We start from the raw sequence: 25,236 nt of genomic DNA, 5'->3' as shown, positions 1-25,236 counted from the left end.
TTGTGCTGTGAACCTTAACGCAACAATCCTCGGTCAGGCTATCGCGTTCATCCTGTTTGTAGCGTTCTGCATGAAGTACGTATGGCCGCCGCTTATGGCCGCCATCGAAAAGCGCCAGAAAGAAGTTGCTGAAGGCCTTGCTTCCGCTGAACGTGCCAAGAAAGATTTGGATCTCGCGCAGGCTAATGCGACCGACCAGCTGAAGAAAGCGAAAGAAGAAGCTCAGGTAATCATCGAACAGGCTAACAAGCGTCGTTCGCAGATCCTGGACGAAGTGAAAGCTGAGGCTGAGGCTGAACGTAACAAGATCGTCACCCAGGCGCAGGCTGAAATTGAAGCCGAACGCAAACGTGCACGTGAAGAGCTGCGTAAGCAGGTCGCGATGCTGGCAGTTGCCGGTGCCGAGAAAATCATTGAACGTTCCGTGGATGAAGCTGCTAACAGCGACATCGTTGATAAACTGGTCGCTGAACTGTAAGGAGGGAGGGGCTGATGTCTGAATTTACTACTGTAGCTCGCCCCTACGCCAAAGCAGCTTTTGACTTTGCTGTTGAGCATCAGAGTGTCGATAGCTGGCAGCAGATGCTGGCGTTCGCTACCGAGGTAGCCAGCAATGAACAGGTAGCAGAACTCCTTTCCGGCGCGCTTGCGCCGGAGTCGTTGTCTGCACAGTTCATCGCTATATGTGGCTCTCAACTGGACGAAGCCGGTCAGAACCTGATTAAGGTAATGGCTGAAAACAAACGTTTACCAGCACTTCCAGATGTTCTGGCTCAGTTTATCCTCCTCCGCGCCGCACACGATGCGACCGCAGAGGTCGAGGTAATCTCTTCCACTACTCTGAGTGACGAACAGCTGACTAAAATCAGCGCCGCTATGGAAAAACGTCTGTCACGCAAAGTTAAGCTGAATTGCAAAATTGATAAGTCTGTAATGGCAGGCGTAATCATCCGTGCGGGTGATATGGTCATTGATGGCAGCGTACGCGGCCGTCTTGAGCGCCTTGCAGACGTCTTGCAGTCTTAAGGGGACTGGAGCATATGCAACTGAATTCCACCGAAATCAGCGAACTGATCAAGCAGCGCATTGCTCAGTTCAATGTCGTGAGTGAAGCTCACAATGAAGGTACTATTGTTTCCGTCAGTGACGGTATCATCCGCGTAAACGGCCTGGCCGATGTTATGCAGGGTGAGATGATCTCACTGCCGGGCAACCGTTATGCAATCGCACTGAACCTGGAGCGCGACTCCGTTGGTGCAGTGGTGATGGGTCCATACGCTGACCTCGCCGAAGGCATGAAGGTGAAGTGTACTGGCCGTATCCTGGAAGTGCCGGTAGGCCGTGGCCTGCTGGGCCGCGTGGTGAACACCCTGGGTGCACCTATCGACGGTAAAGGCGCAATCGACAACGATGGCTTCTCGCCAATCGAAGTGATCGCACCGGGCGTTATCGACCGTCAGTCCGTTGACCAGCCTGTGCAGACTGGCTACAAGTCAGTGGATGCGATGATCCCAATCGGCCGTGGCCAGCGTGAGCTGATCATCGGTGACCGTCAGACCGGTAAAACCGCAATGGCGATCGATGCGATCATCAACCAGCGTGATTCCGGCATCAAGTGTGTGTACGTGGCTATCGGTCAGAAAGCCTCTACTATCGCTAACGTGGTACGTAAACTGGAAGAGCACAACGCTCTGGCTAACACCATTGTGGTTGTGGCGACCGCTTCTGAGTCAGCTGCGCTGCAGTACCTGGCTCCGTATGCAGGTTGCGCCATGGGTGAATACTTCCGTGACCGCGGTGAAGATGCACTGATCGTGTACGATGATCTGTCCAAACAGGCTGTTGCTTACCGTCAGGTTTCCCTGCTGCTGCGTCGTCCGCCAGGCCGTGAAGCGTTCCCTGGTGACGTGTTCTACCTCCACTCCCGTCTGCTGGAGCGTGCTTCCCGTGTGAGCGCCGACTACGTTGAGCGTTTCACCAATGGTGAAGTGAAAGGTAAAACCGGTTCACTGACTGCTCTGCCAATCATTGAAACTCAGGCTGGCGACGTTTCCGCGTTCGTTCCGACTAACGTAATCTCGATTACCGATGGTCAGATCTTCCTGGAAACCAACCTGTTCAACTCCGGTATTCGTCCGGCCGTTAACCCGGGTATCTCCGTATCCCGTGTTGGTGGTGCTGCACAGACCAAGATTATCAAGAAACTGTCCGGTGGCATCCGTACCGCGCTGGCACAGTATCGTGAACTGGCAGCGTTCTCTCAGTTCGCTTCCGATCTGGACGAAGCAACCCGTAAACAGCTGAGCCACGGTCAGAAAGTGACCGAGCTGCTGAAACAGAAACAGTATGCGCCGATGTCCGTAGCGCAGCAGGGTCTGGTGCTGTTTGCGGCCGAGCGTGGCTTCCTGAACGACGTTGAACTGGCGAAAATCGGCAGCTTCGAGGCCGCTCTGCTGGCCTTCGCCGATCGCGATCACGCCGAGCTGATGGCTGAAATCAACCAGTCTGGTAACTACAACAACGAAATCGAAGAGAAGCTGAAAGGCCTCCTCGAAACGTTCAAGAAAACCCAGTCCTGGTAATGTCTGGCGGCTTGTCCCTTAAGGGGCAGGCCGCAAGGCTTTGAGGAGAAGCTTATGGCCGGCGCAAAAGAGATACGTAGTAAGATCGGAAGCGTCCAGAATACGCAAAAGATCACCAAAGCGATGGAAATGGTCGCCGCCTCCAAAATGCGTAAATCGCAGGAACGCATGGCAGCCAGCCGTCCTTATGCAGAGACCATGCGCAAAGTGATTGGTCACATTGCGTTAGGGAATCTGGAGTACAAGCACCCTTACCTGGATGAGCGTGACGTTAAGCGCGTCGGCTACCTGGTCGTGTCTACCGACCGCGGGCTTTGTGGTGGTTTGAACATTAACCTGTTCAAAAAATTGCTGGCTGATATGAAAGGCTGGTCTGATAAAGGTGTACAGAGCGATCTGGCCATTATCGGTTCCAAAGGCCTGTCATTCTTCAGCTCTGTCGGTGGCAACGTGGTTGCTCAGGTAACCGGCATGGGGGATAAACCTTCCCTGTCTGATCTGATTGGCCCGGTGAAAGTGATGCTGCAGGCTTACGACGAAGGTCGTATCGACAAGCTGTTTGTGGTCAGCAACAAATTTATCAACACCATGTCCCAGTCGCCGCAAATCGTTCAGTTGCTGCCGTTACCGCCAGCAGATGAAGACGAAGGCGTGGTGAAGAAGAGCACCTGGGATTACCTGTATGAGCCGGACCCGAAAGCGCTGCTGGATACGTTGCTGCGTCGCTACGTCGAGTCTCAGGTTTACCAGGGTGTTGTGGAAAACCTGGCCAGCGAGCAGGCCGCGCGTATGGTGGCGATGAAAGCTGCGACCGACAACGGCGGAAACCTGATCAAAGAGCTGCAGTTGGTATACAACAAAGCTCGTCAGGCCAGCATCACCCAGGAACTTACCGAGATTGTCGGTGGGGCCTCCGCGGTTTAACCAGGTGTACCCAGGCAATTGGAGCTGCAGCAAGGCAGCAAGTGAATGAGTCCCGTTGAGCTTACTTGAGTAAGTTATACGGGTGAGTTCACGCAGCTAACACTGCTAGTTTCAAGTGAGCAGGGTATAAACGAATTAGGTAGAGGATTCAAGATGGCTACTGGAAAGATTGTCCAGGTAATCGGCGCCGTGGTGGACGTCGAGTTCCCTCAGGACGCAGTACCACAAGTGTACAGCGCCCTTGAGGTTCAAAATGGTGATGCTCGTCTGGTGCTGGAAGTCCAGCAGCAGCTGGGTGGTGGCGTGGTTCGTACCATCGCCATGGGGTCTTCCGACGGCCTGAAGCGCGGTCTGGTTGCTACTGACCTTGAGCACCCAATCGAAGTTCCTGTCGGAACGGCAACACTCGGTCGTATCATGAACGTGCTGGGTGAGCCAATCGATATGAAAGGCGACATCGGTGAAGAAGAGCGTTGGGCTATCCACCGCGCGGCACCTTCATACGAAGATCAGTCTAACTCGCAAGAGCTGCTGGAAACCGGGATCAAAGTAATCGACCTGATGTGTCCGTTTGCGAAGGGCGGTAAAGTGGGTCTGTTCGGTGGTGCGGGTGTGGGTAAAACCGTAAACATGATGGAGCTGATCCGTAACATTGCGGCTGAGCACTCAGGTTTCTCCGTATTTGCCGGTGTGGGCGAGCGTACCCGTGAAGGGAACGACTTCTACCATGAAATGACCGACTCCAACGTTATCGACAAAGTGTCCCTGGTCTATGGCCAGATGAACGAGCCACCAGGAAACCGTCTGCGCGTAGCGCTGACCGGTCTGACCATGGCGGAGAAGTTCCGTGACGAAGGTCGTGACGTTCTGCTGTTCATCGATAACATCTATCGTTACACCCTGGCCGGTACTGAAGTTTCGGCACTGCTGGGTCGTATGCCTTCTGCGGTAGGTTATCAGCCAACGCTGGCGGAAGAGATGGGCGTTCTGCAGGAACGTATCACCTCTACCAAGACCGGTTCAATCACCTCCGTACAGGCCGTTTACGTCCCTGCGGATGACCTGACTGACCCATCACCAGCTACCACCTTTGCTCACTTAGATGCAACCGTGGTACTGAGCCGTCAGATCGCATCTCTGGGTATCTACCCGGCGGTTGACCCACTGGATTCTACCAGCCGTCAGCTGGATCCACTGGTTGTTGGCCAGGAGCACTACGACACTGCACGTGGCGTTCAGTCACTGCTGCAGCGTTATCAGGAACTGAAAGACATCATCGCCATCCTCGGTATGGACGAGCTGTCTGAAGAAGACAAACTGGTGGTGGCACGCTCTCGTAAGATGCAGCGCTTCCTGTCCCAGCCGTTCTTCGTGGCAGAAGTCTTCACCGGTTCTCCAGGCAAATATGTGTCGCTGAAAGATACCATCCGTGGCTTTAAAGGCATCATGGAAGGTGAATTCGACCATATGCCAGAGCAGGCTTTCTACATGGTAGGTTCCATCGAAGAAGCCGTGGAAAAAGCGAAGAAACTGTAATAACGGTTTCCCTGGAGGTTAATCATGGCTATGACTTATCACCTGGATGTTGTCAGCGCAGAACAGCAGATGTTCTCCGGTACTGTACAGAAAATCCAGGTGTCAGGTAGCGAAGGTGAGCTGGGAATTTTCCCTGGCCACGCCCCGCTGCTGACCGCCATTAAACCTGGTATGGTTCGCATCGTTAAAGAGAAAGGCGACGAAGAGTATATTTATCTCTCCGGCGGCGTTCTGGAAGTCCAGCCAGGCGCGGTCACCGTGCTGGCTGATACAGCCATCCGCGGTACCGATCTCGATGAAGCCCGCGCGCTGGAAGCGAAACGCAAAGCCGAAGAGCACATGAACAGCTCTCATGGTGATGTGGACTTCGCTACCGCGTCGGCTGAACTGGCCAAAGCGATCGCCAAACTGCGCGTGATCGAGTTGACCAAAAAAGTGATGTAACTCAGGTTTAAGCAGCCCGAATGCCAGTCAGGAAACTGACTGGCATTTTTTTTGCTGAGAAAAATGTAGTATTTTCTCCACTGAACCGCTTTACTTCCTTTTCATTACAGAGCTATCAGGATTTCTATGTCTGACACCGCGATGAGCGTGGTGATCCTTGCCGCTGGCAAGGGGACCCGTATGTATTCCGAACTCCCTAAAGTGCTTCATCCCCTTGCCGGTAAACCGATGGTGCAGCACGTGATTGATGCCGCCAATGGTACCGGCGCGGACAGGGTTCACCTGGTATACGGCCATGGTGGGGAACTGTTGCAGTCAACCTTAACCGATCCGTCGCTGAACTGGGTACTGCAGGCTGAGCAACTGGGCACCGGGCATGCTATGCAGCAGGCAGCAAAGTACTTTGCTGATAACGAAGATATCCTGATGCTGTACGGCGACGTGCCGCTGATTTCTGTAGAAACGCTGAAACGGCTGCGCGCAGCGAAGCCTGAAGGCGGCATTGCGTTGCTGACGGTCATTCTGGATAACCCAACGGGTTACGGTCGCATCATCCGCGAACACGGCTCAATTGTGGGCATCGTGGAACAGAAAGATGCTTCGCCAGAACAGCTGGAAATCCGTGAAATCAATACCGGTATTCTGCTGGCCAGTGGCGCGGATCTGAAGCGCTGGCTGAGCAAGCTGACCAATAACAATGCGCAGGGTGAGTATTACATCACCGATATCATCGCCCTTGCCCACCAGGAAGACCGTGTGACCGAAGCGGTCCACCCTTCCCGCACCACCGAAACCGACGGTGTGAACAATCGTCTGCAGCTGGCAACGCTGGAACGTGTTTATCAGGCCGAACAGGCTGAAAAGCTGCTGCTGGCCGGGGTGATGCTCAATGACCCGTCACGCTTTGATCTCCGCGGCGAGCTGTCTCACGGCCGTGATGTGGTGATCGATACCAACGTCATTATCGAAGGCAGAGTCACACTCGGCAATCGCGTGAAGATTGGCAGCGGCTGTGTGCTGAAAAACTGCGTGATTGGCGATGACTGCGAAATCAGCCCTTACAGCGTACTGGAAAACGCCGAACTGGCCTCAGCCTGTACGGTCGGGCCGTTTGCCCGCCTGCGCCCAGGCGCAACGCTGGCGGAAGGAGCGCACGTCGGTAACTTCGTGGAGCTCAAAAAGGCCACGCTGGGCAAAGGCTCAAAAGCCGGTCATCTGAGTTATCTGGGCGATGCGGAGATCGGTGCCAATGTGAACATTGGTGCCGGAACCATCACCTGCAACTACGACGGCGTGAACAAGTCGCTGACGGTGATTGGCGATAACGTCTTCGTCGGATCCGATACTCAGCTGGTTGCGCCGGTCACGGTGGCTGCCGGGGCAACCATTGCGGCAGGCACCACGGTGATGAAAGATGTCGCGGCGGATGGCCTGGTTTATAACCGCAAAGATCAGAATCTGAAAACCGGCTGGCAGCGGCCGCTGAAGAAGAAATAAGTTTCTTTTTTATTGAAAATAAAAGCAGTAATACCCCAGCTAATTCGGGTTGCAGGACAAAAACGTCAGCGTTTTTTTACAGCACTGGTGTTCGTGCAATCAACGTATCTGCAGCTTGAAGTATGAAGGGTAAATAAAAATATAATCCCCACTCTCTACAAGGCTCGGGGAACCGGCAAAGACCGGATAATCAGGTCAGAAGACAAGATAAATGGCATCGCGCCATGACGTCAGGAAAAACAATATGTGTGGAATTGTAGGTGCAGTAGCGCAACGTGATATCGCTGAAATCCTGCTGGAAGGGTTACGCCGACTGGAATATCGTGGCTATGACTCAGCCGGGTTGGCGGTGGTCACTGCAGCCGGTGAAGTCACACGTCTTCGCCGTCTGGGCAAGGTAAATAAGCTGGCAGAAGCGGCAGAAACCACACCGCTGGTGGGTGGAACCGGGATCGCCCATACGCGCTGGGCAACGCACGGTGAACCTTCGGAGGCCAATGCCCATCCGCATATCTCTGAACATATCATCATTGTTCACAACGGCATTATCGAAAATCATGAGCCGCTGCGTGAGCAGCTTACCGCTCGTGGCTACCATTTTGCTTCTGAAACCGACACCGAAGTGGTGGCTCACCTGGTGCACTGGGAGCAGAAGCAGAGTGGGGGTTCACTGCGTGAAGTGGTGCTGCGCGTTATCCCGCAGCTGCGCGGTGCGTATGGTATGGTGATCCTCGACAGCCGCGATCCGTCCGTGCTGGTGGCCGCCCGTTCCGGCAGCCCGCTGGTGATTGGCCGTGGTGTGGGGGAGAACTTTATCGCTTCCGATCAGCTGGCCCTGCTGCCGGTCACCCGTCGTTTTATCTATCTGGAAGAAGGTGATATTGCTGAAATCACCCGCCGTGAAGTCACTGTGGTGAATCGCAGCGGCGAGAAGGTACAGCGCGCTGAAATCGAATCTAACGTGCAGTACGATGCAGGCGACAAGGGTGTTTATCGCCACTACATGCAGAAAGAGATTTATGAGCAGCCGATGGCGATCAAAAACACCCTGAGCGGGCGTTTCAGCCACGGTGAAGTCGATCTCAGCGAGCTGGGACCAAAGGCCAACGAGCTGCTTAAGCAGGTTGAGCATATCCAGATCGTCGCCTGCGGCACCTCTTATAACTCCGGTATGGTTTCCCGCTACTGGTTCGAAGCGCTGGCTGACGTGCCGTGCGATGTGGAGATTGCCTCTGAGTTCCGCTACCGCAAATCTGCGGTGCGCAAGAACAGCCTGCTGATCACTCTTTCCCAGTCGGGCGAAACGGCGGATACGCTGGCGGCACTGCGTCTGTCCAAAGAGCTGGGTTACCTGGGATCGCTGGCTATCTGCAACGTGTCCGGTTCCTCGCTGGTGCGGGAGTCCGATCTGGCGCTGATGACCAAAGCCGGTACGGAAATCGGCGTGGCTTCCACCAAGGCCTTTACCACCCAGTTAACCGTGCTGCTGATGCTGGTGGCGAAGATTGGCCGCCTTAAGGGCGTGGATCCGCAGATCGAGCATGATATCGTTCATGGTCTGCAGGCGCTGCCAAGCCGTATCGAGCAGATGCTGTCTCAGGCCAAGCTGATCGAAACGCTGGCAGAAGATTTCTCTGACAAGCATCACGCACTGTTCCTCGGCCGTGGCGATCAGTATCCCATCGCAATGGAAGGGGCGTTGAAGCTCAAAGAGATCTCCTATATCCATGCGGAAGCCTACGCCGCAGGCGAACTGAAGCACGGCCCGCTGGCGCTGATTGATGCTGATATGCCGGTGATTGTGGTTGCGCCGAACAACGAGCTGCTGGAAAAACTGAAGTCAAATATCGAAGAAGTGCGCGCCCGTGGTGGCCTGCTGTACGTCTTTGCCGATCAGGATGCCGGTTTCAACAACAGCGAAGGAATGCGCATTGTTTCTCTGCCGCACGTGGAAGAGATTATTGCGCCGATTTTCTACACCGTTCCTTTGCAGCTGCTCTCTTACCATGTGGCGCTGATTAAGGGCACCGATGTGGATCAGCCGCGTAACCTGGCGAAATCGGTGACGGTGGAGTAAAAACTCGCAGGCACAAGGGCTAATCTTCATTGCCCTTATTTTGTTCATGGTCAGGAGACTGAATCGCATCTTATGAGAGCTCCTGACCATGAATTTCACCAAGCACCCTCCCTTTGATGGCGCGGTTATAGATGATCGTGTGTGTAAAAATGTGGTTCTGTCGCATTAACGGCAGCAGGCTGGCAAAAAGTGCATTGCCTGTTTTTAAGGCAGCCAGCAGATATAATTGCTCTGCAGGGGACAGTCCGTCACCGTCCGGATGTCGGATGGCCTTACGAAAGAAGTGCAGGGCCGCAGTGGCATCCCGTCCAGGCTGCGCAGGCTCAGGGAATAGGCCAGATACCAGCGGACACACTGAGTAATAATATCGGTGGGATAATGCAGGCGTTTAAAGGCTTTTCGGGTCAGAGACATGGTCAGACAACGTTAAAAATAACATGTTACCTGACGCCGCCTTAATGCGACAGAACCACGCAAATTGCTGGCGATTTGAGAGCCAAACTTTTTAACCCAACGGCGGACCGTCTCATAGGAAACGTCGATCCCGCGCTCCAGTAGCATCTCTGCGACTTCCCGGAAGCTCAGGTTGAAGCGCAGATAAAGCCAGACAGCGTGAGAAATGAGCTGAGGTGGAAATCGATGGCGTTTGAAGCTGATCGGTAATGTTTGCATTAGCCGAATCTAGCCAAAAAATGAAGTACAGGCAACTGGCGCAAGATTAACGTGACAACTCCATATTACTTGCTATGTTTTGGAACACAGATAGCTATTTTTGAGATTGCCTGATGGATCTAAATGTAAATAATAAAGGTCAGCGCAGAAATATATAACAATGAGATTGATAAGTGGATGTTATTTTATTTTCTGTTTTTTATTTACATAAGGAGTTAATACAATGTCTATGAAAGTAAATATTATGTCTTCGGCTAATTCATCGCAATGCAGTGCCAGTGCATTCGGTAATGATGTTGCTTTAATCAGTAATACAGAAAGAAATACGTTTAGATTAAATGACAGCCAACTAAAACGTGCGGTAGAAAGAGATTTCGGGCGTGAACCGAATGACGCCTTCCTGCGGGAAACAACTCAATGGGGAGGTTTATACGGCCCCTATGGAGGGACAGAGGTTTCAAGAACTCTGCGTCCTGTGAGCGCCCGGATTCTGAGCCAAAATACTTCACCTGTTATTGTGATGACCCAGGATTTCGTTAATCACAGTTCAGTCCCTGCCACATTTAATACAGGTATTTCACAGAGCGTTGAAAACACCGTGTCTAGTAACTGGTCAACCGGGGGTACGTTATCTGTCAGTGCAGGTGTTGAGATTTCGGTCGGTTTTTTGGGTACAGGAGGCACGGCCACCGCATCTATTTCGTATGAACAGTCATGGGGGATCGGTGGAGAAAGGTCGACCAGTGTTGTGCTGGGATCCTCATCTGGTGTAGAAGTTACCCTTGCGCCAGGGCAAGCAGTTACCGCAGAACTTGTCGCAACCCGAGGCACGATGAGGACGGAAGTTGTTTATTCCGGATCGCTTTCCGGACAATGTGCTCTGAATTATTACCCCCGATATAAGGAACATCATTTCTGGTTCTTACCGATTACTCGTGTGATGGCTAATTCAAATATTGGCAATGCAATATCGTCGACTCAAATACTGGATGTAGGCTTTTACACAAACGCAAGTATTATCGTGAGAGATAAGACTTCAAAAGAAGTCATCAGGTTTTTTGATTGCGATGATCAATTTGTCATTGACGATGGTAATCATCCAATCCCATTGAGTTTATAAGGCATTATTGCAAAGGGAGCCTGTAATTTAAATTATGTATCTGCCTGTTTTTGATATCTTCACTCAGATAAAGGAGACAGGCAATTTATGGACGAAAAGAAACTTAGAGCCCTTGCGGCTGAACTGGCTAAAGGGGCTTTGTTGAATAAATCAGATTTGGGGCCAGCATCTTCGTAACCGGTTGCAGTTGTCAGATAATACGCACGCTTTCTGGCATGCCAGCCTTCGTCATTTTGTTCAGCGCAAGCACCATGGCCAGAGCCTCTGCAACCTGACCATCGTAGTCACGCAACGTCAGGAGAATAGTGCTGAGGCCGTCCTCGCGATGTGTGTATGGTGGGCTCATACCAGGCCTGAATAGCCTCGTCATCAAGCCAGAAAGTGACGGAGCCGCGGTTGATGAGGGCTTTGTTGTAGTTGCGCCAGTTGGTGACTTTAAACTGCCGCTTATGTCATAAAACTGTCATATTTCGTACATTTTACTGTCACTAAACTGTCCTATTTTGCCTCCAGCAGCAATCATTATTCATACAAAAACGGCATAAAGCCTGACTTTAATCCCCTGGAGGGAACATGACACTGATGCAAAAAACCGTGACTCAATGTGTAGCTGTAGCCCTTTCTCTGACCGCTGTTTCCGCGTTCGCGGCCACTAACCTGACTGGCGCAGGCGGTACCTTCCCGGCTCCTGTTTATAACAAGTGGGCGGCAGAGTACAACACGGCTACCGGAGCACAGGTTAACTATCAGGGTATCGGTTCTTCCGGCGGCGTTAAGCAGATTATCGCTAAAACCGTCGACTTTGGTGCGTCAGATGCGCCGCTGAAAGATGAAGATTTGCAGAAAAACGGCCTGTTCCAGTTCCCTACCGTGATCGGTGGCGTGGTACTGGCTGTTAACATTCCAGGCATCAAATCTGGCCAGCTGATTCTGGACGGTAAAACCGTTGGTGACATCTACCTGGGCAACATCAAAAAATGGAACGACCCGGCAATCACCAAGCTGAACCCGGGCGTGAAGCTGCCTGACAGCAACATCAACGTGGTTCGCCGTGCTGACGGTTCTGGCACCTCTTTCGTGTTCACCAGCTACCTGGCAAAAGTGAACAGCGACTGGAAGAGCAAAATTGGCGTGGGTAACACCGTTAACTGGCCAACCGGTCTGGGCGGGAAGGGTAACGACGGCGTGGCCGCTTTCGTTCAGCGTCTGCCTGGTTCAATTGGTTACGTAGAATACGCTTACGCCAAGCAGAACAGCCTGGCTTACACCAAGCTGGTGGATGCTGATGGTAAAGCCGTAGAGCCAAGCGAGAAGAGCTTCAGCAACGCGGCGAAAGGCGCAAACTGGAGTGAATCTTTTGCTCAGGACCTGACTTTCCAGAAAGGTGCTGATGCATGGCCAATCTCTTCCACCACCTTCATTCTGGTGCAGAAAGAGCAGGCTAATGCCGAGAAGGGCGCAGCAGTTCTGAAGTTCTTTGACTGGGCTTACAAAAATGGTGGCAAAACCACTAACAGCCTGGACTACGCTTCCCTGCCAGATTCCGTGGTTGAGCAGATCCGTGCCGCCTGGAAAACCAACGTGAAAGACAGCTCAGGTAAAGCTCTGTACTAAGCTGATGTAGGGGCCGGATTATCCGATCCTTGCTTTCGGGCGGCAGAGATGCCGCCCTTACACTTTCAACATCGAGAATTCTATGGCTCCAACCAAGCCGACATTTAAAGCCCCCGGTAAGCAGGGTGACATCATTTTCGGTGCGCTGGTCAAACTGGCTGCGCTGATTGTGCTGTTGCTGCTTGGTGGCATTATTGTTTCGCTCATTTTCTCCTCCTGGCCCAGCATTCAGAAGTTTGGCTTCTCCTTCCTGTGGACCAAGACCTGGGACGCTCCCAATGAACAATTTGGTGCGCTGGTTCCGATTTACGGAACGATCGTCACTTCCATCATTGCGCTGATTATCGCCGTACCGGTCAGTTTCGGCATCGCTCTGTTCCTGACGGAACTGGCGCCAAACTGGCTTAAGCGCCCTCTTGGCGTGGCGATTGAGTTGCTGGCGGCCATTCCCAGCATCGTCTACGGCATGTGGGGCCTGTTTATCTTCGCTCCACTGTTCGCGACTTATTTCCAGACCCCGCTGGGCGACCTGATGTCGAACATTCCAATCGTTGGCGCGCTGTTCTCTGGCCCGGCGTTTGGTATCGGGATCCTCGCTGCCGGGATTATCCTGGCGATTATGATCATTCCTTACATCGCCTCAGTGATGCGTGATGTTTTCGAACAGACGCCGGTGATGATGAAAGAGTCCGCTTACGGCATCGGTTGTACCACCTGGGAAGTGATCTGGCGCATCGTGTTGCCGTTCACTAAAAACGGGGTGATTGGTGGCGTGATGCTGGGCCTCGGTCGCGCTCTCGGGGAAACCATGGCGGTGACCTTTATCATCGGTAACACCTACCAGCTCGACAGCGCTTCGCTGTTTATGCCGGGCAACAGTATTACCTCCGCGCTGGCCAACGAATTCGCCGAAGCGGAATCCGGTGTTCATACTGCCGCGTTGATGGAGTTGGGCCTGATCCTGTTCGTGATCACCTTTATCGTGCTGGCCTGTTCCAAGCTGATGATCCTGCGACTGGCGAAAAGTGAAGGAGCGCGCTCATGACCACCATGGAAATGCAGGCTCGCGCCGAACTGGAAGCCTCACGCCGCAAAATGCAGGCGTGGCGTCGGTTTAAAAACCGGATTGCCCTGACCCTTTCGCTGTTGACCATGGCTTTTGGTCTTTTCTGGCTGGTTTGGATCCTCTGGGCAACCGTCACCCGTGGCTTTGACGGCATGAGCCTGTCACTGTTCACCGAAAATACTCCCCCCCCTAATACCGCAGGCGGTGGTCTGGCAAACGCCATTGCCGGTAGTGGTCTGTTGATCCTCTGGTCAACGGTAGTCGGTACGCCGCTGGGCATTATGGCGGGGATCTATCTGGCGGAGTACGGCCGTAAATCCTGGCTGGCTGAGGTGATTCGTTTTATCAACGATATCCTGCTCTCTGCGCCCTCTATCGTGGTGGGACTGTTTGTTTACACGCTGGTGGTGGCACAGATGCAGCACTTCTCTGGTCTGGCCGGAGTGGTTGCGCTGGCGTTGCTGCAAATTCCTATCGTGATCCGCACCACTGAGAACATGCTCAAACTGGTGCCGGACAGCCTGCGTGAAGCGGCTTATGCGCTGGGAACGCCGAAGTGGAAGATGATTTCAGCGATCACCCTGAAAGCCTCGGTCTCCGGTATCCTGACCGGTGTGCTGCTGGCGGTGGCGCGTATTGCCGGGGAAACGGCTCCGCTGCTGTTCACCTCGTTGTCGAACCAGTTCTGGAGCACCGATATGATGCAGCCACTGGCTAACCTGCCAGTGACCATCTTCAAATTCGCCATGAGCCCGTTTGCCGAATGGCAAAGCCTGGCCTGGGCGGGCGTGCTGCTGATTACCGTCTGCGTGCTGCTGCTGAATATTCTGGCGCGCGTGATTTTTGCTCGTAGCAAACATTAATTCAGAAGCGCGGCCGCGGCGGCGCAAATAAGCGAGAAAGAGAATGGCTGACAACACTTCCAGTAAGATGATTCAGGTTCGTGATTTGAACTTCTATTACGGGAAATTCCATGCGCTGAAGAACATCAATCTGGATATTGCCAAAAACCAGGTGACGGCTTTTATCGGCCCGTCAGGCTGTGGAAAATCCACTCTACTGCGTACCTTTAACAAAATGTTTTCTCTCTATCCTGAGCAGCGCGCAGAAGGCGAAATCCTGCTGGATGGCGAAAATATTCTGACCGCAAACCAGGACATTGCCCTGCTGCGTGCCCGTGTTGGCATGGTCTTCCAGAAGCCCACGCCGTTCCCGATGTCGATCTACGACAACATCGCCTTCGGGGTGCGCCTGTTTGAAAAGCTTTCCCGTGCCGATATGGACGAGCGCGTACAGTGGGCGTTGACCAAAGCCGCACTCTGGACCGAAACTAAAGATAAACTGCATCAGAGCGGATACAGTCTCTCTGGTGGTCAGCAGCAGCGTCTCTGTATTGCCCGCGGGATTGCCATCCGCCCTGAAGTGCTGCTGCTGGATGAACCGTGCTCGGCGCTGGATCCGATCTCTACCGGTCGTATCGAAGAGCTGATCACCGAGCTGAAGCAGGATTACACCGTGGTTATCGTGACGCACAATATGCAGCAGGCTGCACGCTGCTCCGATCACACGGCCTTTATGTATTTGGGCGAACTGATCGAGTTCAGCGATACCGACACGCTGTTCACCAAGCCGCACCAGAAGCAAACCGAAGACTACATTACCGGCCGCTACGGTTGATTTGACTGGAGAATACGATGGATAACCTGAATCTGAATAAACATATCTCCGGGCAGTTCAACGCCGAGCTGGAGCATATTCGTACCCAGGTGCTGACCATGGGCGGCCTGGTGGAGCAGCAGCTGACAGACGCCATTATTGCGATGCATAACCAGGACGGCGAGCTGGCGCAGCGGGTGATTGACGGCGATCAGAAGGTCAACATGATGGAAGTGTCGATTGATGAAGCCTGCGTGCGCATCATCGCCAAACGCCAGCCTACCGCCAGCGACCTGCGCCTGGTGATGGCAATCATCAAGACCATCTCTGAACTGGAACGTATTGGCGACGTGGCTGAGAAGATCAGCCGCACCGCGCTGGAGAAATTTGGTCAGCAGCATCAGCAACTGCTGGTGAACCTGGAGTCTCTGGGCTACCACACTATCCAGATGCTGCATGACGTGCTGGATGCGTTTGCGCGTATGGACCTGACTGCTGCGGTTGAGATCTACCGGGAAGACAAGAAGGTTGACCAGGAGTATGAGGGCATCGTGCGTCAGTTGATGACTTATATGATGGAAGACCCGCGGACCATCCCGAGCGTACTGACCGCGCTGTTCTGCGCGCGTGCCATCGAGCGTATCGGTGACCGCTGCCAGAATATCTGCGAAATCATCTTCTACTTCGTGAAGGGGCAGGACTTCCGTCACGTTGGCGGCGATCAGCTGGACAAGCTGCTGACCGGTGACGACGGTATCGACAACCCTCCAGCCTGATCCCCGGCAGGCCAGCTTCGCCTGGTCTGCTGCTGCTCTCGCGCTTTCGCCGATCCGACATCACTATTTTATGGCCTGTTAAAGTTCTGAAACATATACTTGCCGCACTTTTATTTCTGGCAGGGATTTCTTATGACCACTCAGACGCCGAAAAAAGGCGCCACGCCCGGCAAAGCGATGCTGGCGGCCATCAGCGGTTATGCAATGGACGGCTTCGATCTTCTTATTCTCGGCTTTATGCTGCCGGCAATCAGCGTTTCGCTGGCGCTGAATTCTTCTCTGGCAGGATCGCTGGTGACCTGGACGCTGATTGGTGCCGTGATCGGCGGTGTGGTCTTTGGTCATCTCAGCGATCGTCTGGGCCGCATTCGTGTGCTGACCTTCACCATTCTGATGTTCTCAGTCTTTACCGGCCTGTGCGCAGTGGCGCAGGGCTACTGGGATCTGCTGGCGTACCGCACGCTGGCGGGTGTCGGGTTGGGCGGCGAGTTTGGTATTGGCATGGCGCTGATTGCAGAAGCCTGGCCTGCCAACAAGCGTAACCGCGCTTCAGCCTGGGTCGGCATCGGCTGGCAACTGGGTGTGCTGCTGGCAGCATTTATCACCCCGTTACTGCTGCAGCATATTGGCTGGCGTGGCATGTTCCTGGTCGGGCTGCTGCCTGCACTGGTCTCTTTTGCTATTCGCCGTGGCATGGGCGAGCCGGAAGCGTTCACCCGCCATGTGGATGTGAACCAGGGGCTTTCATTTACTGCGCGGATCAGGTTGCTGTTTAAGGACGCGGCGACGGCCAAAGCCAGCCTGGGTATTTTTATTCTCTGCTCGGTGCAGAACTTTGGTTATTACGGCCTGATGATCTGGATGCCAAGTTATCTCTCCTCTAACTTTGGCTTCTCGCTGACCAAATCCGGCCTGTGGACGGCGGTGACGGTGATCGGCATGACCTTCGGCATCTGGTTGTTTGGCGTGCTGGCCGACCGTTTTGCCCGCTGGAAAATCTTCCTGCTGTATCAATTTGGCGCGGTAATTATGGTGGTGGTTTATGCGCAGCTGCGCGATCCAACAGTGATGCTCTTTACCGGCGCAGTGATGGGGATGTTTGTTAACGGCATGATTGGCGGCTACGGCGCGCTGATTTCGGATACCTATCCGGTACAGGCAAGGGCAACCGCGCAGAACGTCTTGTTTAATCTTGGACGGGGAGTGGGAGGTTTTGGCCCGCTGGTGATTGGCCTGCTGGCCGCGAATTACTCGTTTGTGGCGGCTATCACCCTGCTGGCGCTGATTTACCTGCTGGATATTGTTGCCACGCTGTTCCTGCTGCCGAAGACGCAGGGGAACGAGGATTCGCTGGGCGCGATTGGCTGAAGCTGGTGATGGGATGGGCCGGATAAAGATACAACCGCCACCTGGATTACAGATCTGACCGGCCATACAGGTAACACTTCTTCTGATCGATCCGGATGATACTTTGCTTAGCTCTGTCATAGTAAGCAAGTATCATCCTGTAAAGGGCGAGTTTAGCCGCCCTGCGGGTTTCAGCGTGTAATATTCCAGCCCCGCGCCTGCCAAAGAGCGGGAAGCTGCCCCATCTCGGTAAAGGTGGTCACCAGAGGGTGTTCCAACGGCTTGTTGTGCGCATCTGCGCAGAAGTAAAACACCGGAATACCGGCAGCAATCCCGGCTCTGGCACCCGCTTCAGAATCATCAATCAGAATGCACTGCTCAACCGGCACACCCATTGCCTCAGCGGCGTGAAACATCAGCTGCGGGTCGGGCTTCCAGCTGTTAATGTCATAGCCGCTGTACAACCGCTCCTCAAACCAGGGAAGCATCCCTGTCAGCCCCAGAGAATGCTGCATTTTGCCGACGGTGCCGTTCGACACCACGCACATTGGCACGGTGATTTTCTCCAGCAGCGCCTTCGCACCGGTAATCGGCTGTAGCTGCTCGTCAAACAGGCGGGCTACCTCCTTACGATAAGCAGGTTCCAGCTCTTCCTTAGTGGCGTTCAGGCCGTGCTCAGCACAAACCTCCGCAATGATGTCGTACAGCTTGACGCCTTTGTACTTTTCGAACATCTCCTGCAGTGACAGCTCTGCGCCAAACAGCGCAAACGTATTGACGTAGGCCTGGGTACAGAGCAGTTCGCTGTCGACCAGCGTCCCGTCACAATCAAAAAATACACAGCTTACTGACATGAGCTCATCCTTAATGTTTAACCGTCCTCCCACTTTACTTCACTGACACTGAAATGCGACCCGGAAATGTCAATTCCAGTTAGCGGTAGCGATCTCCCGGTAAAAACAGCGCAATCGGTTGCGAAAAAACCGCCTGGTGGTCTGGCAAATTAATATTTATAGGTTAGGATAGCCGACGATAACTTTTCTCCGTTTTGGAATTCATAATGAACAATTCAGGTCTACTGCAGCGGATCTTCAAATTACAGGAACACGGCACAACGGCACGTACCGAAGTGATTGCTGGTTTCACGACTTTCCTGACGATGGTCTATATCGTTTTCGTGAACCCACAGATCCTCGGCACTGCCGGAATGAACACCCAGGCGGTGTTTGTCACAACCTGTCTGATTGCTGCATTCGGCAGTATTCTGATGGGGCTGGTGGCTAACCTGCCTGTCGCACTGGCTCCGGCAATGGGGCTGAATGCGTTCTTTGCCTTTGTGGTGGTGGGTGCTATGGGCATCTCCTGGCAGGTAGGCATGGGCGCAATTTTCTGGGGTGCCGTAGGTCTGTTGCTGCTGACGCTGTTCCGCGTCCGTTACTGGATGATTGCCAATATTCCGGTCAGCCTGCGCGTGGGGATCACCGCCGGTATTGGTCTGTTTATTGCGATGATCGGCCTGAAAAATGCCGGAATTGTTGTGCCAAATAAAGACACCCTGGTGGCTGTGGGTGACCTGACCTCACACAGCGTGCTGCTGGGTGCACTGGGCTTCTTCATTATCGCCATTCTGGCTTCCCGTAATATTCACATCGCGGTGCTGGTCTCTATCGTGGTCACCACGCTGATTGGTCTGGCGATTGGTGACGTGAAGTATGGCGGCGTGTTCTCAGCCCCGACCGGGATTACATCGGTGCTGGGCCAGGTGGACCTGGCGGGTTCGCTGAACATCGGTATGGCGGGGATTATCTTCTCCTTTATGCTGGTTAACCTGTTCGACTCTTCCGGTACGCTGATTGGCGTGACCGATAAAGCAGGCCTGACCGACGAGAAAGGGACTTTCCCACGCATGAAGCAGGCGCTGTTTGTGGACAGCATCAGCTCGGTCGCCGGGGCTTATATCGGCACCTCTTCGGTGACCGCTTATATTGAGAGTTCTTCAGGTGTTTCTATCGGCGGGCGTACCGGCCTGATGGCGGTGGTGACCGGCATTCTGTTCCTGCTGGTGATGTTTCTGTCACCGCTGGCGGGCATGGTTCCGGCTTATGCTGCAGCAGGCGCGCTGATTTATGTTGGGGTGTTGATGACTTCAAGCCTGGCGCGTGTGAAGTGGGATGATCTGACCGAAGCCGTTCCTGCCTTCGTGACCACTGCAATGATGCCATTCAGTTTCTCAATCACCGAAGGGATCGCTCTGGGCTTTATCTCTTACTGTGTAATGAAGCTGGGCACCGGCCGCTGGCGTGAAATCAGCCCTTGCGTGGTGGTTGTGGCGCTGCTGTTCGTGCTGAAGATTGTCTTTATCGACGCACACTAAGTGATGATTCAGGCCGGAGTACTCCGGCCTGATGCTTTCCGTTCAAAGCCTTTCTCAGGCGTGCAGGGATTTTTCAGGTGGCAGACTGGTTAAACGCAGCGTGCGTGGCCCCATGCTATGTGTGTGAGTCTGAATGTCCTGCAACCGCCGCCAGTTTTGACTGCCGTCAAACTCCCATAAATGCAGCCGTTCACTGGCCGGTGCCAGCGCACAGGACCAGATGATTAGCGCTTCCACGTCAGAAATCGCCTGAAGGTCCGGACAGAGAGCCGAGCGGAGCCGTCCTGAGGCCGGGTGCAGCTGCAGAGAAGCACTGTCTGAAGCTTCACCGGTTAATTTCAGCACGCTCTGACGTAGCGCCCAAAGCTGAGTTGCGGCTTCATCGGGGTCAGCCTGTGCCCGAATCCATGCTTTTTCACCGGAAGAGATGTCTCTGGAGTGCAGCTCCAGGGTCTGGCGGCTGTGCGCACGGACTATCTCCATTCCCAGCCCGGCACGACTGCCTTCTTCCGCCAGCAGGACGCCCACGATATTACCGGCATAGCCGATGCTGAAATCCGGCAGGGTGCCATCGGCAAATTTCGGTCGGCCGGTGCTGTCAGCGATCACTTCGGGAAGCTGAACTATGCCGTAAACACGCCACATCAGCTCAGCCAGCAGCGTACGTGAGGCAAGATAGCGGATCTGGCGTCGTTCCGGGAGTGCACGGGCATAATCCACTGTCTGCAGAGAGAGTCGGTGTACCGGGACGCTGGAATCAGTCAGGGTCCAGCGAGCAAAATGACTTGCCATCTGTCGCTCCGTGAAAATGGTCGAAAAATCACCCCGGTATTGTAAGAATTTTCTTAAGAAATATCACGCAGGTTTACCGTTTTTGCTGACAAATTCGGATTAATATCATCCTGAGCACAAGGGCTGGATGACCCCTGCGGAGAGCGGTGGCTGAAGTGGCGCTCACCCTTTAAATTACTAACATAGAAATAACAATTTTTTCACTTTATCGCAGAGCAGCCTGGTTAATATCCGGAAGGCGACGAAACTGACAAGATCAAATACGCTATTACCAGCAACAGCCAGGCCAATATTTCCATCAATAGTGCCGGTCATCATGACCGGCAAAATAGATATCTCTGATGACGATCAATTATGTGTTTGGGATAAAACTTTGCAGCATACCGTCCAGCAGGCTTTGATCATTTTCGTCGAAGGCCGAAACTTTTGACAGGCTGAAAACCAGCACATCTTTATCACCAATCACAAATACGGCCTGTTTCTGCCACAGGCGGTGTTCTGGCTGCCGCAAAAAACTGAAAGTAATCTCTTGCCCGGGAATGCGGTCTTCACCCAGAAAGATCTGCTTGCGGGGTTCTTGTTCCCAGCCGACCATTTTAGCGATCAGTTGCTGGTACTGTTCATCGAGGTAGTCATCTAATGTTTGATTATCAGAGAGTTTATCGCGGGAAATGTTAATACCAGGCTTGTTTGAAATGTCATCGATAAGCGCATGCACCGTGCGATCGATATAATTTTCCGGAAGAATTATCTTTCCTTCATTGAAGGTGTAATGGCTATTGTTGTTCATAATGTCCTTATATGTTTAACAGGCTCCAGAAAGGTCACTCAGGAGAACCGTATTCCTTTCAGTTGCCCGGCTCTTGCGACGCTGAGTTAATATCCATGGCAGGATTGCAATAAGCCGACAGACGGCCATTGCTTGTGTTCTGAGTCTGTCAGATTATATTCGTTCCGTCCAGAGAGTGACATGGAGCGAAAGAGGTTATCGATTATTTTTTTATTCTTAAGATTCTTAAAAAAAATATCCGGGGTCATCAGGGGCGACGGTTTGTATTTTTGTAACCGCCACCCGACCTGAAGATTATTTTCCGATGCAAAAACTGGAGAAGATGCGGCCCAGAAGATCATCAGAGGTGAACTCACCGGTGATCTCGCTAAGGCATTGCTGTGCCGCCCGCAGCTCTTCGGCCAGCAGTTCGCCCGCCCGCGCGCCCAGTAACTGCTCTTTACCCTGCAGTAAGTGAGTGGATGCTAACTCCAGAGCCTGCAGATGGCGACGACGAGCCAGGAAGCCACCCTCCATATTCCCGGCAAATCCCATGCTGGCTTTCAGGTGATTGCGCAGCAGGTCAATCCCTTCGCCAGTACGGGCGGAGAGGCGAATAAGTGAGTGACCATTCACTTCTGTCATGCCCAGCGTCTCACCTGTGACATCAGCCTTATTCCGCACCACCGTAATCGGCAGCGTGGCGGGAAGGCGGGCAATAAAATCTGGCCAGATGGCAGCAGGTTCGGTTGCCTCAGTGGTTGTGCCATCGACCATAAACAGTACCCGGTCAGCCTGTTCAATTTCATTCCATGCACGCTCAATACCAATCCGTTCGACTTCGTCACTGGCTTCCCGCAGCCCGGCAGTATCGATGATGTGCAGTGGCATACCGTCGAGATGAATATGCTCACGCAGGACGTCACGGGTGGTACCGGCGATATCTGTCACAATGGCTGCTTCACGACCGGCCAGTGCGTTCAGCAGGCTGGATTTACCGGCATTGGGTCGACCGGCTATCACCACTTTCATGCCTTCACGCAGCAGGCTACCCTGGCGTGCTTCGGCACGTACGCCGTCGAGGTCGGCAATCACCTGATTCAGCTGGGCCTCGATTTTGCCGTCTGACAGGAAGTCTATTTCCTCATCCGGGAAGTCGATGGCAGCTTCCACAAAGATTCGCAGGTGAGTGAGTGCTTCCACCAGGGTATTCACCCGCAGAGAAAATGCGCCCTGCAGGGAGTTCAGGGCTGAGCGAGCCGCCTGTTCTGAGCTGGCATCGATCAGGTCTGCAATGGCCTCAGCCTGAGCCAGATCCAACTTGTCATTCAGGAAAGCACGCTCTGAGAATTCCCCCGGACGGGCAATGCGCACGCCAGCTATGGCCACAATGCGTTTGAGCAGCAGGTCGAGAATTACCGGGCCGCCGTGTCCCTGCAACTCCAGCACATCTTCGCCGGTAAAGGAGTTAGGGCCAGGGAACCATAGCGCTATCCCCTGATCCAGCGTGGTGTTGTCGGCATCACGGAACGGCAGATAGTCGGCGTAGCGGGGTTTTGGCAACTTGCCCAGCAGGATCTGGGCCACTTCGGCGGCTTTCGAACCGGAAACGCGCAGAATGCCCACACCGCCACGGCCTGGCGGGGTCGCCTGGGCGACGATGGTCTCGCTATGATTCATGTTTAACTCTCACTCAGGCAAAAAATAAGGCGGTCATCTGACCGCCTTATTCTAAAGGGTTGTTTGCGGTTAATCGCGCAAATTACGCTTTCTTCTTGTCGCGGCTGTGCAGGCCACGTTTTTCCAGGCCGCGATAAATCAGCTGCTGCTGGATAATGGTCACCAGGTTACTGACGATGTAGTACAGCACCAGACCTGACGGGAACCACAGGAAGAACACGGTAAAGATCACCGGCATAAAGGTCATGATCTTCTGCTGCATCGGGTCGGTCACGGTGGTTGGCGACATCTTCTGAATGAAGAACATCGTGATTCCCATCAGAACCGGCAGGATGTAGTACGGGTCCTGTGCAGACAGGTCATGGATCCACAGGATGAACGGCGCATGACGCAGTTCAATAGAGCCCATCAGCATGTAGTACAGGGCCAGGAAGATTGGCATCTGGATAACCAGCGGCAGACAGCCACCCAGTGGGTTCACTTTTTCTGCCTTATACAGCGCCATCATCTCCTGACTCATGCGCTGCTTATCTTCACCTAACCGCTCACGCATAGCCTGAATCTTGGGCTGCAGCATGCGCATTTTCGCCATGGAGGTGTACTGCGCTTTGGTCAGCGGGTACATGATGCCACGAACGATAAAGGTGATAACGATAATGGAAAAGCCCCAGTTACCGATAAAGCTGTGGATAAACTTCAGCAGTTTGAACAGCGGCTGAGAGATAAACCACAGCCAGCCATAGTCAACGGTCAGGTCAAGGTGAGGCGCGATGGCCGCCATCTTGTCCTGAATTTCCGGTCCTACCCACAGGGTGGCAGCCAGGTTCTGCTGTGAACCCGCAGCGATGGTCACCGGTGCAGATTTATAGCCTACAGCCGCCACGCCATTACCCAGGTTGCTGGTATAAAGGGTGTTGGTGCCTTCGGTGCGAGGAACCCACGCAGTGGCGAAATACTGCTGAAGCATCGCCACCCAACCATTGTTGGTGCTGACGTTCAGGTTTTCGTTATCACTGATTTTGTCGAACTTGTACTTCTCGTAGTTGCTCTCACTGCTGGAGTAAGCCGCACCACGGAAGGTGTGCAACGCAAAGTTGTTGCTGCCGGTATCACGATGCTTAGGCAGGTCGATGGTCTGCTTCAGCTGACCAAACATCGCCACTTCCAGCGGCTGCTGGGTGGTGTTGTTAACCTGATAATCGACGCCAATCGCAAAATCACCACGCTTCAGAACGAAGGTTTTGGTGTAGGTTACGCCGTTTTCAGCAGTGTAAGTCATCGGGATACGCAGTTCGCTCTGTCCCTCCGCCAGCTCAAAACTATCCTGAGTGGTGGTGAACAGCGGGCGAGCACCGTTAGCCGGGTTATCCGGGCCGTTGCGACCGGTCAGACCGCTCTGAGCCTGATACAGAAAATCTGGGGTGGTTTCGAGCAGCTGGAATGGCTGTGAAGAACCCATTTTGTCCGGGTAAGTCAGCAGATGTGCCTGCTCAATATCGCCACCGCGGGTGTTGATCTGTAAAGACAGCACGTCAGTCTTAACGGTGATCGTTTTGCCCTGGCCGCTGGCAGGTACGCCCTGATTGGCGGCATCACCGTTTACTGTCGTGTTTTGCGTGGTCTGGGTTTGCTGTGGCTGCGGAGCGTGGTCCGTCTGCCAGGCTTGCCAGATCATAAAAGACACGAACAGAAAAGCGATGAGAAAAAGATTGCGTTGCGAATCCATCGTTAATGTTCTCTGTTATCGTCGGTTTTTGGCGGCACCGGATCGTCGCCACCCGGGTTCAAAGGGTGGCATTTTAATACGCGTTTCATCGTCAACCAACTGCCTTTTATCATGCCAAACCTGCTATATGCCTCAATAGCATATTGCGAGCAGGTTGGATGAAAGCGACAGTGGGGTCCCAGCAGTGGGCTGATAGCGCGTTGATAGACGCGGATCAGCCCAATCAGGAGCCGCGAGCCAGGCGACAGTGACGACGCCATATCTTCTCCAACGCTTCCGCCAGCGCACGGTTATCCAGATCGGCCACCCCTTTCTTCGCTACCACCACAAAATCCATGGCAGGAAGCTCATGCTGACGCAGGCGAAAACTCTCGCGGGTCAATCGCTTGATCCGGTTGCGTTCGTGCGCACGTTTAACATTTTTTTTGGCTACGGTGAGACCGATGCGGGGATGCCCCAGCGAGTTAAGGCGGCCGAGTATGGTGATTTGCGGCGTACCGGCTCTTTGTGGCTGCTGGAAGACGAAAGTGAAATGAGTGGGAGTTAACAAACGTAACTCCCTGGGAAATGCGAGCTTAACCACT

Annotated in this window: 23 protein-coding genes and 4 pseudogenes; 16 read left to right on the top strand and 11 right to left on the bottom strand. The window is 53.6% G+C overall.

Going from position 1 to position 25,236, the window contains the following annotated elements:
- Positions 1 to 7: 7 nt before the first annotated feature.
- From atpF to glmS, 8 genes are all read left to right on the top strand, one after another.
- Complete coding sequence (gene atpF, locus GSQ70_RS10405; RefSeq protein WP_158782463.1) at positions 8 to 478, top strand: F0F1 ATP synthase subunit B; 471 nt, start codon at positions 8 to 10, stop codon at positions 476 to 478.
- A gap of 14 nt (positions 479 to 492) precedes the next feature.
- On the top strand, positions 493 to 1,026 hold the full coding sequence (gene atpH, locus GSQ70_RS10400; protein WP_158782462.1) for a F0F1 ATP synthase subunit delta: 534 nt from the start codon (positions 493 to 495) through the stop codon (positions 1,024 to 1,026).
- A 14-nt stretch (positions 1,027 to 1,040) separates the two neighbouring features.
- A complete protein-coding gene (gene atpA / locus GSQ70_RS10395; RefSeq protein WP_158782461.1) occupies positions 1,041 to 2,582 on the top strand; it encodes a F0F1 ATP synthase subunit alpha in 1,542 nt (513 codons plus the stop codon).
- A gap of 54 nt (positions 2,583 to 2,636) precedes the next feature.
- Positions 2,637 to 3,506, top strand: a complete 870-nt coding sequence (gene atpG / locus GSQ70_RS10390; RefSeq protein ID WP_158782460.1) for a F0F1 ATP synthase subunit gamma — start codon at positions 2,637 to 2,639, stop codon at positions 3,504 to 3,506.
- A 153-nt stretch (positions 3,507 to 3,659) separates the two neighbouring features.
- Complete coding sequence (atpD, locus tag GSQ70_RS10385; protein WP_158782459.1) at positions 3,660 to 5,042, top strand: F0F1 ATP synthase subunit beta; 1,383 nt, start codon at positions 3,660 to 3,662, stop codon at positions 5,040 to 5,042.
- Between the two features lie 24 nt (positions 5,043 to 5,066).
- Positions 5,067 to 5,486, top strand: a complete 420-nt coding sequence (locus tag GSQ70_RS10380; RefSeq protein ID WP_158782458.1) for a F0F1 ATP synthase subunit epsilon — start codon at positions 5,067 to 5,069, stop codon at positions 5,484 to 5,486.
- 126 nt (positions 5,487 to 5,612) lie between these two features.
- Positions 5,613 to 6,983 (top strand): bifunctional UDP-N-acetylglucosamine diphosphorylase/glucosamine-1-phosphate N-acetyltransferase GlmU, encoded by a 1,371-nt coding sequence (glmU, locus tag GSQ70_RS10375; protein ID WP_158782457.1) that lies wholly within the window; start codon positions 5,613 to 5,615, stop codon positions 6,981 to 6,983.
- 244 nt (positions 6,984 to 7,227) lie between these two features.
- The gene (gene glmS, locus GSQ70_RS10370) at positions 7,228 to 9,060 is read left to right on the top strand and encodes a glutamine--fructose-6-phosphate transaminase (isomerizing) (protein WP_158782456.1); all 1,833 of its coding nucleotides are present in this window, start codon (positions 7,228 to 7,230) and stop codon (positions 9,058 to 9,060) included.
- 300 nt (positions 9,061 to 9,360) lie between these two features.
- Here glmS and GSQ70_RS10365 read toward each other — a convergent pair.
- Positions 9,361 to 9,474 (bottom strand): annotated as a pseudogene (locus GSQ70_RS10365) (IS6 family transposase); the annotation flags it as partial.
- Positions 9,475 to 9,531: 57 nt separating this feature from the next.
- Positions 9,532 to 9,732, bottom strand: a pseudogene (locus GSQ70_RS25980) (IS6 family transposase); the annotation flags it as partial.
- A 223-nt stretch (positions 9,733 to 9,955) separates the two neighbouring features.
- Here GSQ70_RS25980 and GSQ70_RS10355 point away from each other — a divergent pair.
- On the top strand, positions 9,956 to 10,852 hold the full coding sequence (locus GSQ70_RS10355; protein ID WP_158782455.1) for an ETX/MTX2 family pore-forming toxin: 897 nt from the start codon (positions 9,956 to 9,958) through the stop codon (positions 10,850 to 10,852).
- A gap of 190 nt (positions 10,853 to 11,042) precedes the next feature.
- On the opposite strand, the pseudogene GSQ70_RS10350 reads toward GSQ70_RS10355, so the two are convergent.
- Both GSQ70_RS10350 and GSQ70_RS26385 read right to left on the bottom strand, forming a co-directional pair.
- Positions 11,043 to 11,150: pseudogene (locus GSQ70_RS10350) on the bottom strand (IS5/IS1182 family transposase); the annotation flags it as partial.
- A gap of 1 nt (position 11,151) precedes the next feature.
- A pseudogene (locus tag GSQ70_RS26385) lies at positions 11,152 to 11,253 on the bottom strand (transposase); the annotation flags it as partial.
- Positions 11,254 to 11,425: 172 nt separating this feature from the next.
- Between GSQ70_RS26385 and pstS the strand changes: the two are divergent.
- From pstS to GSQ70_RS10320, 6 genes are all read left to right on the top strand, one after another.
- Positions 11,426 to 12,466 (top strand): phosphate ABC transporter substrate-binding protein PstS, encoded by a 1,041-nt coding sequence (pstS, locus tag GSQ70_RS10345; protein ID WP_158782454.1) that lies wholly within the window; start codon positions 11,426 to 11,428, stop codon positions 12,464 to 12,466.
- 82 nt (positions 12,467 to 12,548) lie between these two features.
- The gene (gene pstC / locus GSQ70_RS10340; RefSeq protein WP_158782453.1) at positions 12,549 to 13,511 is read left to right on the top strand and encodes a phosphate ABC transporter permease PstC; all 963 of its coding nucleotides are present in this window, start codon (positions 12,549 to 12,551) and stop codon (positions 13,509 to 13,511) included.
- Positions 13,508 to 14,395, top strand: a complete 888-nt coding sequence (gene pstA, locus GSQ70_RS10335; RefSeq protein WP_158782452.1) for a phosphate ABC transporter permease PstA — start codon at positions 13,508 to 13,510, stop codon at positions 14,393 to 14,395. Before pstC ends, pstA begins: the two co-directional genes overlap by 4 nt.
- Positions 14,396 to 14,438: 43 nt before the next feature.
- The gene (gene pstB / locus GSQ70_RS10330) at positions 14,439 to 15,209 is read left to right on the top strand and encodes a phosphate ABC transporter ATP-binding protein PstB (protein WP_158782451.1); all 771 of its coding nucleotides are present in this window, start codon (positions 14,439 to 14,441) and stop codon (positions 15,207 to 15,209) included.
- 17 nt (positions 15,210 to 15,226) lie between these two features.
- Positions 15,227 to 15,964: a phosphate signaling complex protein PhoU gene (gene phoU / locus GSQ70_RS10325; RefSeq protein ID WP_158782450.1), complete on the top strand. Its 738-nt coding sequence runs from the start codon at positions 15,227 to 15,229 to the stop codon at positions 15,962 to 15,964.
- A gap of 132 nt (positions 15,965 to 16,096) precedes the next feature.
- A complete protein-coding gene (locus tag GSQ70_RS10320) occupies positions 16,097 to 17,332 on the top strand; it encodes an MFS transporter (protein ID WP_158782449.1) in 1,236 nt (411 codons plus the stop codon).
- Between the two features lie 170 nt (positions 17,333 to 17,502).
- Here GSQ70_RS10320 and yieH read toward each other — a convergent pair whose 3' ends face one another.
- Complete coding sequence (gene yieH / locus GSQ70_RS10315) at positions 17,503 to 18,165, bottom strand: 6-phosphogluconate phosphatase (protein ID WP_158782448.1); 663 nt, start codon at positions 18,163 to 18,165, stop codon at positions 17,503 to 17,505.
- Between the two features lie 206 nt (positions 18,166 to 18,371).
- Here yieH and GSQ70_RS10310 point away from each other — a divergent pair, with 206 nt between their 5' ends.
- Positions 18,372 to 19,685, top strand: a complete 1,314-nt coding sequence (locus GSQ70_RS10310) for an NCS2 family permease (protein ID WP_158782447.1) — start codon at positions 18,372 to 18,374, stop codon at positions 19,683 to 19,685.
- 54 nt (positions 19,686 to 19,739) lie between these two features.
- On the opposite strand, the gene GSQ70_RS10305 is transcribed toward GSQ70_RS10310, so the two are convergent.
- The 6 genes from GSQ70_RS10305 to rnpA form a co-directional block, all read right to left on the bottom strand.
- Positions 19,740 to 20,477 carry a 4'-phosphopantetheinyl transferase superfamily protein gene (locus tag GSQ70_RS10305; protein WP_158782446.1) on the bottom strand — a complete coding sequence of 246 codons (738 nt, stop codon included), beginning with the start codon at positions 20,475 to 20,477 and terminating at the stop codon, positions 19,740 to 19,742.
- A 352-nt stretch (positions 20,478 to 20,829) separates the two neighbouring features.
- Positions 20,830 to 21,267 carry a DcrB-related protein gene (locus GSQ70_RS10300; protein WP_158782445.1) on the bottom strand — a complete coding sequence of 146 codons (438 nt, stop codon included), beginning with the start codon at positions 21,265 to 21,267 and terminating at the stop codon, positions 20,830 to 20,832.
- 294 nt (positions 21,268 to 21,561) lie between these two features.
- The gene (gene mnmE / locus GSQ70_RS10295; RefSeq protein ID WP_158782444.1) at positions 21,562 to 22,926 is read right to left on the bottom strand and encodes a tRNA uridine-5-carboxymethylaminomethyl(34) synthesis GTPase MnmE; all 1,365 of its coding nucleotides are present in this window, start codon (positions 22,924 to 22,926) and stop codon (positions 21,562 to 21,564) included.
- A gap of 82 nt (positions 22,927 to 23,008) precedes the next feature.
- Positions 23,009 to 24,652, bottom strand: coding sequence for a membrane protein insertase YidC (yidC, locus tag GSQ70_RS10290; RefSeq protein ID WP_158782443.1), 1,644 nt, complete (start codon positions 24,650 to 24,652; stop codon positions 23,009 to 23,011).
- Between the two features lie 2 nt (positions 24,653 to 24,654).
- Positions 24,655 to 24,912, bottom strand: a complete 258-nt coding sequence (yidD, locus tag GSQ70_RS10285; RefSeq protein ID WP_158782442.1) for a membrane protein insertion efficiency factor YidD — start codon at positions 24,910 to 24,912, stop codon at positions 24,655 to 24,657.
- Complete coding sequence (gene rnpA, locus GSQ70_RS10280) at positions 24,876 to 25,235, bottom strand: ribonuclease P protein component (protein WP_158782441.1); 360 nt, start codon at positions 25,233 to 25,235, stop codon at positions 24,876 to 24,878. Before rnpA ends, yidD begins: the two co-directional genes overlap by 37 nt.
- Position 25,236: the final 1 nt, after the last annotated feature.

This window comes from Pantoea sp. BAV 3049, from assembly GCF_009765445.1.
Classification (GTDB): Bacteria; Pseudomonadota; Gammaproteobacteria; order Enterobacterales; family Enterobacteriaceae; genus Erwinia.
This window is presented reverse-complemented; position numbering and strand designations above follow the sequence as displayed.

Coding starts and splice junctions, on each gene's coding strand:
- atpH (WP_158782462.1), top strand. CDS start 493: ATGTCTGAATTTACTACTGTAGCTCGCCCCTACGCCAAAGCAGCTTTT.
- atpA (WP_158782461.1), top strand. CDS start 1,041: ATGCAACTGAATTCCACCGAAATCAGCGAACTGATCAAGCAGCGCATT.
- atpG (WP_158782460.1), top strand. CDS start 2,637: ATGGCCGGCGCAAAAGAGATACGTAGTAAGATCGGAAGCGTCCAGAAT.
- atpD (WP_158782459.1), top strand. CDS start 3,660: ATGGCTACTGGAAAGATTGTCCAGGTAATCGGCGCCGTGGTGGACGTC.
- GSQ70_RS10380 (WP_158782458.1), top strand. CDS start 5,067: ATGGCTATGACTTATCACCTGGATGTTGTCAGCGCAGAACAGCAGATG.
- glmU (WP_158782457.1), top strand. CDS start 5,613: ATGTCTGACACCGCGATGAGCGTGGTGATCCTTGCCGCTGGCAAGGGG.
- glmS (WP_158782456.1), top strand. CDS start 7,228: ATGTGTGGAATTGTAGGTGCAGTAGCGCAACGTGATATCGCTGAAATC.
- GSQ70_RS10355 (WP_158782455.1), top strand. CDS start 9,956: ATGTCTATGAAAGTAAATATTATGTCTTCGGCTAATTCATCGCAATGC.
- pstS (WP_158782454.1), top strand. CDS start 11,426: ATGACACTGATGCAAAAAACCGTGACTCAATGTGTAGCTGTAGCCCTT.
- pstC (WP_158782453.1), top strand. CDS start 12,549: ATGGCTCCAACCAAGCCGACATTTAAAGCCCCCGGTAAGCAGGGTGAC.
- pstA (WP_158782452.1), top strand. CDS start 13,508: ATGACCACCATGGAAATGCAGGCTCGCGCCGAACTGGAAGCCTCACGC.
- pstB (WP_158782451.1), top strand. CDS start 14,439: ATGGCTGACAACACTTCCAGTAAGATGATTCAGGTTCGTGATTTGAAC.
- phoU (WP_158782450.1), top strand. CDS start 15,227: ATGGATAACCTGAATCTGAATAAACATATCTCCGGGCAGTTCAACGCC.
- GSQ70_RS10320 (WP_158782449.1), top strand. CDS start 16,097: ATGACCACTCAGACGCCGAAAAAAGGCGCCACGCCCGGCAAAGCGATG.
- yieH (WP_158782448.1), bottom strand. CDS start 18,165: ATGTCAGTAAGCTGTGTATTTTTTGATTGTGACGGGACGCTGGTCGAC.
- GSQ70_RS10310 (WP_158782447.1), top strand. CDS start 18,372: ATGAACAATTCAGGTCTACTGCAGCGGATCTTCAAATTACAGGAACAC.
- GSQ70_RS10305 (WP_158782446.1), bottom strand. CDS start 20,477: ATGGCAAGTCATTTTGCTCGCTGGACCCTGACTGATTCCAGCGTCCCG.
- GSQ70_RS10300 (WP_158782445.1), bottom strand. CDS start 21,267: ATGAACAACAATAGCCATTACACCTTCAATGAAGGAAAGATAATTCTT.
- mnmE (WP_158782444.1), bottom strand. CDS start 22,926: ATGAATCATAGCGAGACCATCGTCGCCCAGGCGACCCCGCCAGGCCGT.
- yidC (WP_158782443.1), bottom strand. CDS start 24,652: ATGGATTCGCAACGCAATCTTTTTCTCATCGCTTTTCTGTTCGTGTCT.
- yidD (WP_158782442.1), bottom strand. CDS start 24,912: ATGGCGTCGTCACTGTCGCCTGGCTCGCGGCTCCTGATTGGGCTGATC.